This window comes from Allobosea spartocytisi (genome assembly GCF_014764685.1).
Taxonomy (GTDB): Bacteria; Pseudomonadota; Alphaproteobacteria; order Rhizobiales; family Beijerinckiaceae; genus Allobosea; species Allobosea spartocytisi.
Map to the genome: position 1 here is coordinate 24246 of NZ_JACXWY010000031.1, position 13111 is coordinate 37356.

At 66.2% G+C, this 13111-nt stretch carries 15 protein-coding genes; 6 read left to right on the plus strand and 9 right to left on the minus strand.

Annotation, left to right across the window (positions count from 1 at the left end; translation table 11 throughout):
- The first annotated feature begins 29 nt into the window (after positions 1 to 29).
- Genes rsmG through IED13_RS26180 form a run of 3 tightly spaced genes read left to right on the plus strand, consistent with a single transcriptional unit; the run spans position 30 to position 2380 of the window.
- The gene (gene rsmG / locus IED13_RS26170) at positions 30 to 638 is read left to right on the plus strand and encodes a 16S rRNA (guanine(527)-N(7))-methyltransferase RsmG (protein WP_248312778.1); all 609 of its coding nucleotides are present in this window, start codon (positions 30 to 32) and stop codon (positions 636 to 638) included.
- Entirely contained in the window at positions 635 to 1465 is an 831-nt protein-coding gene (locus IED13_RS26175; RefSeq protein ID WP_038359513.1) for a ParA family protein, read from the plus strand. Before rsmG ends, IED13_RS26175 begins: the two co-directional genes overlap by 4 nt.
- Positions 1466 to 1498: 33 nt before the next feature.
- On the plus strand, positions 1499 to 2380 hold the full coding sequence (locus IED13_RS26180) for a ParB/RepB/Spo0J family partition protein (RefSeq protein WP_133561182.1): 882 nt from the start codon (positions 1499 to 1501) through the stop codon (positions 2378 to 2380).
- Here IED13_RS26180 and holA read toward each other — a convergent pair whose 3' ends face one another.
- From holA to leuS, 3 genes are read right to left on the minus strand one after another with little or no spacing between them, the layout of a single operon-like run.
- Positions 2381 to 3409, minus strand: a complete 1029-nt coding sequence (gene holA, locus IED13_RS26185; protein ID WP_191125910.1) for a DNA polymerase III subunit delta — start codon at positions 3407 to 3409, stop codon at positions 2381 to 2383. It lies immediately after the preceding gene.
- 6 nt (positions 3410 to 3415) lie between these two features.
- Complete coding sequence (locus IED13_RS26190) at positions 3416 to 3967, minus strand: LPS assembly lipoprotein LptE (RefSeq protein ID WP_113254753.1); 552 nt, start codon at positions 3965 to 3967, stop codon at positions 3416 to 3418.
- Entirely contained in the window at positions 3954 to 6578 is a 2625-nt protein-coding gene (gene leuS / locus IED13_RS26195) for a leucine--tRNA ligase (protein ID WP_191125911.1), read from the minus strand. The genes IED13_RS26190 and leuS overlap by 14 nt, the downstream gene beginning before the upstream one ends.
- Before the next feature lie 166 nt (positions 6579 to 6744).
- Here leuS and IED13_RS26200 point away from each other — a divergent pair, with 166 nt between their 5' ends.
- A complete protein-coding gene (locus tag IED13_RS26200) occupies positions 6745 to 7410 on the plus strand; it encodes a YggS family pyridoxal phosphate-dependent enzyme (protein ID WP_191125912.1) in 666 nt (221 codons plus the stop codon).
- A gap of 165 nt (positions 7411 to 7575) precedes the next feature.
- Here the strand turns inward: IED13_RS26200 and IED13_RS26205 are convergent, their stop codons facing one another.
- Positions 7576 to 7953 (minus strand): glyoxalase superfamily protein, encoded by a 378-nt coding sequence (locus tag IED13_RS26205; RefSeq protein ID WP_191125913.1) that lies wholly within the window; start codon positions 7951 to 7953, stop codon positions 7576 to 7578.
- A gap of 107 nt (positions 7954 to 8060) precedes the next feature.
- Positions 8061 to 8627 (minus strand): L,D-transpeptidase family protein, encoded by a 567-nt coding sequence (locus IED13_RS26210; protein ID WP_260368474.1) that lies wholly within the window; start codon positions 8625 to 8627, stop codon positions 8061 to 8063.
- Positions 8628 to 8708: 81 nt separating this feature from the next.
- On the opposite strand from IED13_RS26210, the gene IED13_RS26215 reads away from it, so the two are divergent.
- Entirely contained in the window at positions 8709 to 9395 is a 687-nt protein-coding gene (locus tag IED13_RS26215; RefSeq protein WP_038359526.1) for a response regulator transcription factor, read from the plus strand.
- A gap of 3 nt (positions 9396 to 9398) precedes the next feature.
- The gene (locus tag IED13_RS26220) at positions 9399 to 9863 is read left to right on the plus strand and encodes a cyclic nucleotide-binding domain-containing protein (protein WP_191125914.1); all 465 of its coding nucleotides are present in this window, start codon (positions 9399 to 9401) and stop codon (positions 9861 to 9863) included.
- Positions 9864 to 9878: 15 nt separating this feature from the next.
- On the opposite strand, the gene IED13_RS26225 is transcribed toward IED13_RS26220, so the two are convergent.
- The 4 genes from IED13_RS26225 to IED13_RS26240 form a co-directional block, all read right to left on the minus strand.
- Positions 9879 to 10796 carry an EamA family transporter gene (locus tag IED13_RS26225; protein WP_248312779.1) on the minus strand — a complete coding sequence of 306 codons (918 nt, stop codon included), beginning with the start codon at positions 10794 to 10796 and terminating at the stop codon, positions 9879 to 9881.
- 146 nt (positions 10797 to 10942) lie between these two features.
- Positions 10943 to 11758: an exodeoxyribonuclease III gene (xth, locus tag IED13_RS26230; RefSeq protein WP_191125915.1), complete on the minus strand. Its 816-nt coding sequence runs from the start codon at positions 11756 to 11758 to the stop codon at positions 10943 to 10945.
- Between the two features lie 107 nt (positions 11759 to 11865).
- Positions 11866 to 12726, minus strand: coding sequence for a LolA family protein (locus IED13_RS26235; protein WP_191125916.1), 861 nt, complete (start codon positions 12724 to 12726; stop codon positions 11866 to 11868).
- Positions 12727 to 12917: 191 nt separating this feature from the next.
- On the minus strand, positions 12918 to 13111 hold a 194-nt coding region (locus tag IED13_RS26240), incomplete at its 5' end, for a DNA translocase FtsK (RefSeq protein WP_191125917.1).

A 13111-nucleotide genomic window follows, 5' to 3' on the forward strand; every position in this document is an offset into this window, starting at 1 on the left:
ATAAGAGCGACAGGCAGCGCGCTTTGCGCTTGACGCCTGTTTCACGTGAAACAGAGGAGCGCCTCGCCGCGCTGGTGGCGGAGCTGGAGCGCTGGCAGGCCGCCAAGAATCTGGTCTCCTCGGCTACGCTGGCGGATGTCTGGACACGGCACATCGCCGACTCGCTCCAGCTCTTCAACCTGGCCTCCGAGCGGGAGCATTGGCTCGATCTCGGCTCGGGCGGGGGCTTTCCGGGGCTCGTCATCGGCATCTGCCTGGCCGAATGTGGCATCGGCCAGATCGATCTCGTCGAAAGCAATGCCCGCAAATGCGCCTTCCTGCGTCATGCGGCGCGGGTCACCGGGGCACGGGTCAAGGTTCACAATGCGCGGATCGAGGATGCGGTCGGCGGCTTCGCCGGCAAGGTCGATGTGGTGACGGCCCGCGCGCTTGCGCCGCTCGCCCAATTGCTCGGCTGGTGCGAAGAGCTGTTGAGAACCGGTGCGCTTGGACTCTTTCCCAAGGGACAACATCTAGATACGGAATTGACCGACTCGGCCAGATATTGGAAGATTCAAGCAACAACCGTTTCTTCCGTGACCGACGACGCTGCGCGAATCCTGATGGTTCGCTCGGCCGAGAGACGAGCCGATCCATGACAGATGTCATATCCGTGATCCCGCAGCGCCGTCCGCGCGTGATCGCGCTCGCAAACCAGAAGGGTGGCGTCGGCAAGACGACGACCGCGATCAATCTGGGCACGGCGCTGGCGGCCATCGGCGAGAAGGTGCTGATCGTCGACCTCGACCCGCAGGGCAACGCCTCGACGGGGCTCGGTGTCGACCGGCGCAGCCGCAAATCCTCGACCTATGACGTGCTCTGCGGCGATGTCGGGCTCGGGCAGGCCTTGCAGCCGACGGCGGTGCCCGGGCTGTCGCTGGCGCCCTCGACGCTCGACCTCCTCGGCGTCGAGCTCGAGATCGCCTCGGCCAAGGACCGCGCGCATCGCCTCAAGAAGGCGATCGACGAGCTGGTCTATGATCAGCGCTGCCAGGATTTGACCTATGTCCTGATCGATTGCCCGCCCTCGCTCAGCCTGATCACGATCAATGCGATGACGGCTGCGGATGCAGTGCTGGTGCCGCTGCAATGCGAGTTCTTCGCGCTCGAAGGCCTCAGTCAGCTCCTGAAGACGGTGGAGCAGGTCAAGGCCGGGCTCAATCCGCGGCTGATCATCCAGGGCGTGGTGCTGACGATGTTCGATCCGCGCAACAACCTGTCCGGACAGGTCATGGCCGATGTGAGGAGTTTCCTCGGCGATAAGGTCTATGAGACCGTGATTCCGCGTAATGTGCGGATTTCGGAGGCGCCGTCCTATGGCAAGCCGGCGCTGCTCTACGATTTGCGCTGCTCGGGATCGCAGGCCTATCTGCGCCTGGCTTCGGAAGTGATCAAGCGCGAGCGCACCCTGCGCGCCGCGGCCTAACAGTCAAGAACGCAGAGGTTGACAGGAATGGCGATGGCCGAAGAACAGGGGCGTTCCCGCCTTGGCCGCGGTCTGGCGGCGCTGATCGGCGATGTCGGCGAGGAAATCGGCGCGATCGAGCGGGCCCGGGGCCAGCGCCGCGTGCCGGTCGAGTTCCTGCGGCCGAGCGCGCGCAATCCACGCCGCAACTTCGCGGAAGAGGAGCTCGACGATCTCACGGCTTCGGTCCGCGAGCGCGGTATCCTGCAGCCGATCATCGTGCGTTCGATCCCGGGGATGCTCGATGCCTATGAGATCATCGCCGGAGAACGGCGTTGGCGGGCGGCGCAGCGGGCCGAGCTACACGATGTGCCGGTGATCCTGGTCGAAGCCGATGATCGCGAGGCGCTGGAAATCGCCATCGTCGAGAACGTGCAGCGCTCTGACCTCAACCCGATGGAAGAGGCGGCGGGCTATGAGCGCCTGATCGCCGAATTCAGCTATACCCAGAACGATCTGGCGCGGGTCATCGGCAAGAGCCGCAGCCATGTCGCCAATACGCTGCGGCTGTCGAAGCTGCCGGAGCCGGTGCGTGCCTTGGTCAGCGGAGGCGCCGTCTCGGCCGGCCATGCCCGGGCGCTGCTATCTGTTTCGGACCCGGAACTGATGGCGAAACGGATTGTCGAACAGGGGCTTAGTGTCCGTGATATCGAACGCATCGCCCAGGATGAGGCGCGCGGCGAGACCAAGAGCGCGGTTGCCGCGAAGCCGAAGCCCGAGAAGGATCCGGACACGCGGGCCCTGGAAAAGGCGCTGGAAGAGGCTCTCGGCCTTTCCGTCGTCATCAGCCATCGCCCCAGCGGTGCGGGCGAGGTCAAGATCGCCTACAGGACGCTGGAGCAGCTCGACGCGCTCTGCCGCCGGCTGAAGGCCTGATCAATCGGCCCGGCCATTGCGGCCGAGGCGAGCGAGTGTCCACAATGCACGGGTCGCGGTCGCGCGGCCCGTTTCGCTGTTCTGGCGGGTCGCAAGGACCGCGTTGCCGAGCAGGGCAACAGCCTCGGTCAATCTGGTGCTGCTCCAGGCATTGAGCGCGGCCTCGGTGGTGGCGATGCGCGGATAGGGCAGCCGCATGGTGCCGACCACATCCTTGACGCCGCGTCCGGCATCGACGCTCTGCCGGGCCTTGAGCAGAGCCAGGGCCTGCCGCAGCACGGCGCCGAGCATCACGCCGGGATCGAGCCCCTCGCTGAAAAGCTTGGCCTGCGCCAGGTCGAGCACTGGCAGCTTCCCGGCGAAGACGGCATCGACCAGCATGGCCTGCTCGCGCTGGGCGGTGTCGCCGACGATGGCGTCGATATGGGCCTCCGTGACGGAGGGATCGTTGCCGACATAGAGCAGGAGCTTCTCGATCTCGCGCCGCGACGTCTGGCGGTCACCGCCGAGCAGGCCTGCGAGGTGGTCGCGGCTGCCGCGGTCGATGGTCTTGCCGGCGGTGCGAATCATCTCGTCGATGATCGAGCCCAAATCGCGGGCGGCGTCGCCATAGCAGGGCACTGCGAGCGCGCTTTTGGCCTTCTCGCAGGCAGTGCGCAAGGGGTTGGAGCGCTGCAGGTCGCCGGCCTCGATGATGACGAGCGCGTCCTGCGAAGGCGTGGCCAGCAGCGGCTCGACGGCTGCAAGAAGCGGTTTCGACGTCGGCGAGACGCGGATGGCGCGGCGGCCACCGAACAGGCCGATTGTGTTGGCCTCGTCGACGAGTTTCAGCGGGTCGGCCGCGACGGCGTCGCCATCCATGCGGATGAGCTGGAAGGCGACGTTGGGGTCGTCTACGCTTTTGCGGGCGAGATTGCCGGCGCGCTCGGAAACGAGGCCGGCATCCGGGCCGTAGAACAGGATCAACCGCCAGGCGGGGTCGAGGCGCGCAAGCGTTCGGTCGGCTTCATGCGCCTTGATCGCGACCATGGCGGATCAGGAGGTGAGATCGGCCGAGATCTGCCCGCGAATCAGCCCGGCGAGGTTCTTGGCAGCACGGATCTGGGCGTCGCGGGCGGCGCGAACCGTGGCGAAGCGCTGCGAGGAACGCTCATAGGGCTCGCGCACGGAGTTGGTGCCGGAGGAGACGACCTCGCCCGTGCCGATCCGCGTCACCTTCCAGGTCGCGGTGGCGACGAGCACAGCCGAATCAGCGCGGCCGTTGGCGTAATCGACGGTGACGACCTCGACCGATTCGGCCAGGGCGGAGTCGAATTTCAGCGTTTTCTGCGCATCCGGCTCATTGCCGCCGTCGAACTCGAAGACCAGTTCGTTACGCAGATAATGCCCGATCAGGCCCTTGAGCTCGGCAAATTCGATACTACGCAGCGCGCCCTTGACGCTGCCGCCGACCGTGCTCGCGGTATACTCCGAATAGAGCGGCTGGAAGCAGCCGCCGGCGAGCGCGGCCATGCCCAGCGCTGCGGCCAGAGCCAGGCCGCGGCGGCTCGGCTTGATGATTCGCGCCGCAGTCTCAGACGACGACATTCACGATTCTCCCGGGAACCACGATGATCTTGCGGATGGAACGGCCTTCCAGGGCCCGCTGAACCGCCTCGTTGGCATGAACAGCAGCTTCCACCGCCATGGTATCGGCATCGGCTGGAACAGTCACCTCCGCCCGCTTCTTGCCGTTGAGCTGGACGGGCAGGGTGATGCTGTCGTCCTTCAGCAAGGCGGGCTCGGCGTTGGGCCAGGATGCCTCGCCGACGAGGCCGGGCTGGCCGAGTGCGTGCCAGCATTCCTCGGCCAGATGAGGCATCATCGGCGCGACAAGCTGGGTAATGATCGTGGCGGCCTCAAGGAGCGCATAGGCCATATCCGCGCCGAGCTCAGGCTTTTCGGCCGCCGCATCGAGCGCTTTGCCGATGGCGTTGGTCAGCGTGTAGATATGGGCGATGCAGCGGTTGAAGGCGAGGCGCTCGATATCGGCGCCGACGGCATCGAGCGCGCGATGGCTCGCCTTGCGCAGCGCCAGCGCCACGTCACCGATCTGAGCCGGTTTCCCGGCCTTGCCGTGGGTCCGCTCGGCGATTTCGCCGATCAGGCGCCAGAGGCGCTGGACGAAGCGGGCGGCGCCCTGCACGCCCTCATCAGTCCAGATCACGTCGCGATCCGGCGGCGAGTCGGAGAGCATGAACCAGCGGGCCGTGTCGGCGCCGTAGGAGGCGATGATGTCGTCGGGGTCCACCACGTTCTTCTTGGACTTCGACATCTTCTCGATCGGGCCGATCTCGATCGGCGCACCGGTCTCGACGTCGAAGCCGCGCCGGTCGGTGCCGGAGACCTCGATGCGGACATTGCCGGGCTCGACCCAGTCGCCATTCGCGGCGCGATAGGTCTCGTGCACGACCATGCCTTGCGTGAACATGCCGGCGAAGGGCTCATCCAGCCCGGCATGGCCGGTCTTCTTCATGGCGCGGGTGAAGAAGCGCGAATACAGCAGGTGCAGGATCGCGTGCTCGACGCCGCCGATATACTGGTCGACCGGCAGGAAGCGGTCGACGGCCTTGCGGTCGGTCGGGCTCTCGGTGCGCCACGGATCGGTGAAGCGGGCGAAATACCAGGACGAATCGACGAAGGTGTCCATCGTGTCCGTCTCGCGGCGCGCCGGCTTGCCGCATTGCGGGCAGGCGACATGCTTCCAGCTCGGATGATGGTCGAGCGGGTTGCCCGGTTTGTCGAAGGAGACGTCGTCAGGCAGCTTCACCGGCAGGTCGGCATCCGGCACGGGAATCGTTCCGCAGTCGGAACAATGGATGATCGGGATCGGGCAGCCCCAATAGCGCTGGCGCGAGATGCCCCAGTCGCGCAGACGGAAATTGACCTTGCGCTGGCCGACCGGGCGATTGCCGCGAATCTCGTTCTCGAGGCGGCGGGCGACCTCCTCCTTGGCTTCCGCGATGGTCAGGCCGTCAAGGAAGCGCGAATTGATCATCCGGCCGTCGCCGTCATAGGCGATGTCGGTAATCACGAAGCCGGCGGGATCGGTGCCTTCCGGCGCCACGACCGGAATATTGCCGAGGCCATATTTGTTGACGAAGTCGAGGTCGCGCTGGTCATGCGCCGGGCAGCCGAAGATGGCGCCGGTGCCGTACTCCATCAGGACGAAGTTCGCGACATAGACCGGCAGCGTCCAGTTCGGATCGAGCGGATGAACGGCGCGCAGGCCCGTGTCGAAGCCGAGCTTCTCGGCCTTGTCGATCGCCTCCTGCGCCGTGCCGGTGCGCTTGCACTCCTCGATGAAGGCCTGCAGTTCCGGGTTACCGGCGGCAATCGCCTTGGCGATCGGGTGATCCGGGGCGACGGCGACGAATTTCGCGCCGAACAGCGTGTCCGGGCGGGTCGTATAGACCTCGACCTCATCCTGCTTCGCCGCATTCGATTCGAGAGCGAAACGAACCAGCAGGCCCTCGGAACGGCCGATCCAGTTCTTCTGCATCAGCCGGACTTTGTCGGGCCAGCGGGTCAAGCCGTCGAGCGCGTCGTTCAGCTCCTGGCCGTATTCCGTGATCTTGAAGAACCACTGGGTCAGCTCGCGAATCTCGACCGGGGCGCCGGAGCGCCAGCCACGGCCGTCGATGACCTGCTCGTTCGCCAGAACGGTCTCGTCGACCGGGTCCCAGTTGACCTTGGCCGTCTTGCGGTCGACCAGCCCGGCCTTCAGGAAGTCCAGGAACATCTTCTGCTGGTGGCGATAATAGCTGGGGTCGCAGGTCGCGAGCTCGCGGCTCCAATCCAGGGAGAGGCCCATCGATTTGAGCTGGCTGCGCATCGCCGCGATATTGGCGTAGGTCCATTCGCGCGGGTGGACCTTCTTCTGCTTGGCTGCGTTCTCGGCCGGCAGGCCGAAGGCGTCCCAGCCCATCGGATGCAGCACCGCGAAGCCCTTGGCCCGCTTGTAGCGCGCAACGACGTCGCCCATCGCATAGTTGCGGACATGGCCCATATGGATGCGCCCCGACGGATAGGGGAACATCTCGAGGACATAGTAGCTCGGCCGTGTGTCGTCGTTCCTCGTCTGGAAGAGCTTGCGCTCATCCCAGACGGCGCGCCATTTCGGCTCGGATTCTTTCGGGTTGTAGCGTTCGACGGCCATGTCAGCGAGCAATCACGTCAGCAAGCATTCTTGCGGGATTTGCCGGTCGGGACGCGGCCGGCGCAGGGGTCCATTGCGAAAAACCGGGTGAGGTTTTCCACATCCTGTTCTAGGACACCATTGCGCGCACGCGGTCAACGGCGCGCTCGGCATGAGAGGCTGCGATATGAGCGATACGGTTACGCGTCTGGAGGCGATTCGCGCCTCGGTCGCGCGTGCGGCGCGTGATTTCGGACGCAAGCCGCAGAGCGTGACGCTCATCGCTGTGTCGAAGACGAAGCCGGCGGAGCAGATCGCCGAGGTGCTGGAAGCGGGGCAGCGCGTCTTCGGCGAGAATTACGTCCAGGAGGCCAAGGCCAAGTGGCCGGCGCTGAAGGCGCGCTTTCCCGATGCCGAACTCCACATGATCGGCCCGCTGCAATCGAACAAGGCCCGCGAGGCTGTGGAACTCTTCGACGCGATCCATTCGCTCGACCGCGAGAGCCTGGCGAAAGAGCTGGCGCGCGAGATCGCCAGGGCCGGCCGGGCGCCGCGGCTCTTCGTGCAGGTCAATACCGGCGAGGAGCCGCAGAAGGGCGGCATCGCGCCGGGCGAGACGGACGCCTTCCTCGCGCGCTGCCGCGATGTCCACGGCCTCGCGATCGAGGGTCTGATGTGCATCCCGCCGGAAGCGGAGCCGCCCTCGCCGCATTTCGCGCTGCTCGCCAAGATCGCGGCGCGCAACGGGCTCAAGGGCCTGTCCATGGGCATGAGCGCCGATTACGAGGCGGCGATCCAGCTCGGTGCGACGCATGTGCGCATCGGCAGCGCCATTTTCGGCGCGCGAGGATGAGACTCACCTTCTCCCCTTGTGGGAGAAGGTGGCTCGACGAAGCCGAGACGGATGAGGGGTTTCTCTGGCGGGAAACGCCTGCGGTTTGGACGCCATTGATTGGCGCGACTCCTCACCCCGACCCTCTCCCGCAAGGGGAGAGGGGGCAGGTTGCGTCTCTGCGCCTTATGTCAACGGCTCCCCGACATCGATGCGGTTGCCGTCCGGGTCCTCGAAGACGAAGGCGCGCAGGCCGTAATCCTTGTCGCGCAGGCCCTTGACGATGCGCAGGCCGCGTTCGCGGACGAGGGCGTGCACCGCGTCGATATCTTCGACCAGCATATGCGCGACGTTGAAGGGCGCCGGCTTGTGCCCGGGCTGGAGTGTCAGGTGCAATTCGGCGGCGTCGCGCTTCAGGATCATGAAGCCGACGGGATCGCCGTTCTGGAAGGCTTTCCGGAAGCCAAGCGCCTCGATGTAGAAATCGCAGGCGCGGGCCATATCGGCGACGGGCAACGTGGCGGCGATCCGCCCGAAGCGGAAGGAGGAAACCGAATCAGTCATCGCAGAGTCTCAAGGCTGGGAGCGATACAGCGATGCAGGACGGTGCCTGCACGCGCCGATCGGTTCCGAAGAGGATGATCGAGACGGTGCTCGGCGCCAGTCCTAGCTCACCTGACCAGAATCCGGCAATGGCGCGCGAGCCGCGGCAGCACCTTGGCGAAGACATGCCCCTCGACGGCGACGCAGCCGGCGGTCGGCGTGAAGCCCGGTCGAGCCAGATGCCAGAAGATCGCACTGCCGCGCCCGCGAATCACCGGCCGGTCGTTCCAGCCGAGCTCGACGATGACGTCGTAGAGATGGTCCTCACGCTGCAGCCGCTCCTCGGCCTCGCCCGGCGGGCGGTCGATCAGGCGGTTGTAGCGGCGGTCGGTCTGGTCGTCGCACCAGGCGTCGCGCGGGCCGATCCGTTTCAGCGGCAGCAGGCTGCGAGGCCGGGCGAGGCGGTCGGCCCGGTAGAACACGCTGCGCAGCGGCAAATGCGTCCGCGGCGTGCCGCCATCGCCCTCGCGCTTGATCGTGCGGATGCCGGAGCGGCCGAGCGCGCAGGGAAAGACCGCGCCGCCCGCGACGAGGAAACCCTTGCGGCGGTCATGCACCGAGGCAAAGACCCGCAGTGAGGTGAGGTTGCGCGGGCGAAAGCCGGCGCGGGCGAGGGCGATTTCACGGTTTCTCACGGGGATTCCAGAATGCGTGACTTGCGATGACGACTCAGCGGGCTCATGTTGCCCTACTCATTGCGTCCGAGCGAACAGCCCATGTCCGTCGTCCATCATATTCTCCTGGTCGATGACGACCAGACCCTGCGCGATGCCCTGGCAGAGCAATTGGCTCTTTATGACGAGTTCCGGCTGACGACCGCGGGCAACGCCACGGCTGCGGTGAAGGCCGCACAGAACGAGCGGATCGACCTCGTGGTGATGGATGTCGGCCTGCCGGACATGGACGGCCGCGAGGCCGTCAAGGTGATGCGCAAGAACGGCTTCAAGAGCCCGGTGGTGATGCTGACGGCGCAGAGCTCCGATGCCGACACGGTGCTGGGGCTCGAGGCCGGCGCCAACGACTATGTGGTCAAGCCGTTCAAATTCGCCGTGCTGCTGGCGCGCATCCGGGCGCACTTGCGCCAGTATGAGGCGAGCGAGGACGCGATCTTTCAGGTTGGCCCTTACACGTTCCACCCCGGCTCCAAGCTGCTCGTCAGCGAGAAAGGCTCGAAGACCAAGCTGACCGAGAAGGAAACCGCGATCCTGCGCTTCCTCTACCGCGCGGGGCGCAAGCCGATCGCGCGCGAGGTGCTGCTGCAGGAGGTCTGGGGCTATAACAGCCAGGTGACGACGCATACGCTCGAAACCCACATTTACCGGCTGCGCCAGAAGATCGAGCCCGATCCCGGCAATGCCCGCCTGCTCGTGACCGATGCCGGCGGCTACCGGCTGAATCCCTGACGGATGGCCCTCGACGACGACATGGCCCTGCTGGCCCGGCAGCCGCTGCTGAGCCTGATGGAACGCGATGCGTTGAGGCTGCTCGCCTTCGCGGCGGAGAGCCGCATCCTGCGCGCCGGCGATGTGCTGTTCCGTGCCGGCGAGCCTTCGGACGGCGCTTTCCTGGTCGTCTCGGGCGCGGTGGCGCTGACGGCGCAGGATGATGGCCAGCCCGCAAGTGAGATCGCCGGGCCTGGCGCGATGATCGGCGAGCTCGCGCTGTTCACTTCGGTGCCGCGGCAGGTCACGGCGATCGCGCGCGAGCCGACGCAGATCATGCGGTTGCCACGCAGCGTGATGCGGCGCGTCCTCGGCGAATCGCCGGATTCGGCCGACGCGATCGCGCAGGCGATCGGGGATCGTTTGCGCGGTTTCGTGGAAGAGCTCGTCTCCGTGCGGGCTGCGCTCGGCGCGATCGACCGGAAATAAGTTCACTGCGCCGGATCAGGCGGCCGGCGGATGTCTTGCGGCGCGGATCGCGGCGAATTTCGGCCAGAGGATGTTGATGCACAGACCCGCCAGCACGAGCCCGCCGGCCAGGAACTTCCAGCCCGGCAAGGGTTCGCCCAGCCAGATGGCGGCGGCGCCCATGCCGAAGACCGGGACCAGCAGCGCGGTCGGCGCCACGGTGGCGGCGGTATAGCGCGAGAGCAGCCAGCCCCAGACGGCATAGCCGAACATCACATTGCCGACGGCCTGCCAGATCGCGGCCGCCCAGGCGCTCAGCGGCGCACCGGCCACGCCATGGCGGATCGCGGGCCAACCCTCGACGAGCCATGACAGTATGAAGAGCGGCGGCACGGCGAAGAGGCTGGTCCAGACGACATAGGCCAGCATGTCGACGCCGGGTGCCCCGCGGACGACGATGTTGCCGCCGGACCAGCAGAGCGCGGCACCGAGGATCAGTGCGACGCCGAGCGGGGTGGTGTTGCCGTCGGTGTGCCAGAGGATCACGGCGATGCCGATGCAGGCCAGAACGAGGCCGACGAACTGGAAGGGCTGGACGCGTTCGCGGGTGATCGCCGCGGCCAGCAGGATCGTGAAGAAGACCTGCGACTGCACCACCAGCGAGGCCAGGCCCGGCGTGATGAAGCCCTTGATCGCGATGTAGAGCAGGCCGAACTGGCCGGCCCCGATCAGCAGGCCGTAGGCGGCGAGATTGCTCCAGGGCACGGCCGGTCGCTTGAGGAAGAACACCGCCGGCAGCAGCGTGAAGGCGAAGCGCAGGCAGGCGAAGAGCAGCGGCGGGAAATGTTCGACGCCGATGTGGATGACGACGAAATTCGTGCCCCAGACCACCATCACGGCCAGGGTCAGCAGCGCATCTCGCGGCGAGAGCGAAGTCGAGAGCGCGCGCTGCAATGATCTGGCCTTCCGGTGAACGGGCTGTGCCGATGTTGCCGCGCGCTATAGCATGATCGCGAAATGGCCGGGCGGAGGGGCCTGGCATGGCCGAAGCGCAGCCGGGGCATGGACCGGCCCGGCTGCGGAGGCGACGGCGCCGGGCCTCAAAGCTCCAGCGTCACCGTGACCGGGACGTGATCGGAGGGACGCTCCCAGCCGCGTGCCTCGCGCAGGAAGGAGAGGTCGCGCAGCGTCGGCTTCAGCGCGTCGGAAAGCCAGATATGGTCGAGCCGGCGGCCGCGATTGGAGGCCTCCCAATCCTGCGCGCGATAGCTCCACCAGGAATAGAGTTTTTCCGGCTCGGGGCGCAGCGTTCGGGCGGCGTCGGTCCAGCCGAGCTCGGAGCGCAGCTTTTCCAGCGTGGTCGTCTCGATCGGTGTGTGGCTGACCACGTCGAGGAGCTGCTTGTGGCTCCAGACATCGTGCTCATAGGGCGCAATGTTGAGGTCGCCGAGCAGGATCGCGGGCCGGTCCGTCGGCTTCTTCGTCACGCCCCAGGCGCCGATCTCGTCGAGGAAGGCGAGCTTGTGGGCGAATTTGTCGTTCTTTTCCGGGTCGGGAATGTCGCCGCCGGCCGGGATGTAGAAATTATGGATGGCGATGCCGGCCGCCGCGCCCGCCGCCTTGTCGAGCGTCGCCGTCATGTGCCGGGCATCGTTGCGGCCGCACATCGACATCGCTTCCTTCTCGCTGAAGGGCAGCTTCGAGACGATGGCGACGCCGTTATAGCCCTTCTGGCCGATGAAGGCCTGATGGACATAGCCGAGCTGGTGGAAGGCCTTGGCCGGGAATTGCTCGTCCGGCGTCTTGGTTTCCTGCAGGCAGAGGATGTCGGGTGCGTAGCGGGTGAGAAACTCGCCGACCATGCCGATACGCAGGCGGACGGAATTGATGTTCCAGCTCGTGACAGTCAGTTGCACGCGGAGATTCCGGCAAGGAGAGGTGGCCGGAAACTGGGTCGTCGCGTGCCAAAAGGCAAGCCGTTTCGGCGCCCGGCTACGAGCGCCTGGCTAGCCTTGGCGGAGGATCACAGCGTCCGCTGGTGATCGATCACGAAGTTCTTCGGGTCGGTCTGACGCTGCAGGCTGAGATTGTAGAGCGACACCGCCGTCTCATAACCCTGCGGATCGACGACCACCCATTGCCGGAGCTCGTTGGCGACGAGGTCGAACTTCAGCGTGATCTTCGAGGTTCCGCCGAGCGTCGAGCGATCCTCGATCCGGACGGAGAGGATATCGCCGTCGACGCTGGCACCGGTGATGGTGCCTTCGCGGTTGAGATCCATCTTCTCGCGCACGAGGAATTTCAGCGGCGTCTGGCCGATCGAATAGACGTCCTGCGTGCCGAGGCGCTTGTCGCGTACGGCCACGGAGGTGCCGTCGGCGATGACCTCGGTGGTCGCCGGCGGCTCGTATTCGAAACGCATCTTGCCCGGGCGCTGGATGTAGATCCGACCCTCGAGCCGCTTCCCGTTGGGATTGAACTGGATGAAGTTGCCCTGCAGCGTCGTGAAGCTGTTGAGATAGGTATTGAGCCGCTCGATCGCCTCCTCGCGTGTCGCGGGTGCGGCGAGCTTGGTCTTGGCCGGCGTCGTCTTGGACGCTTCGGGCTTTGCCGTCTGCGCGACAGGTGCGGCCGTTGCAGCCTGTGGGGAACCCGCCGCCTGCGCAGCCGGTGCATCGTTCATCGCCGTGCGCGGCAGGCCGAGATTGGCCGGGCGGACCGGCGGGAGCGGGATCGCGCGCGGCGCGGCTGGTCTGGCGACCGCGGGCTTGGCCGCGGCAGGCGGCTGCAACTGCAGGGGTTGTGCCCCGAGCGGCGCTGCCGCCAGGCCGTAGCCAAACGTCGCCGTCAGAACCGAAACCCGAAGAATCGGGATCACTCTCATGAGCAAGTCTGCTCCATTCCCTGTGCCACGGCGATCCTCATGCCGGACGAGATACGTCGTGGCTCCGGTTGTTGCGGAGCGCTCGTGTCTTCGGGGCCTCAACGCTCTCCATGCCGCCGAGGTTGCAGCATCGTGATGGCTATTTGAGGACCGGCGCCTGCCCGTGCAAGTCCTCCGACCGAATGATGCGGCTATTCGTCCTCGCCGTGGCCCTGCGTCTCGACGAGAATCTCGCGTTTCCCGGCGTGATTGGCGGGTCCGACGATGCCCTCGTTCTCCATGCGCTCCATGATGGAGGCGGCGCGGTTGTAGCCGATCTGGAGGCGGCGCTGGATGTAGGAGGTCGAGGCCTTCTTGTCGCGCAGCACGACCGCCACCGCCTGCT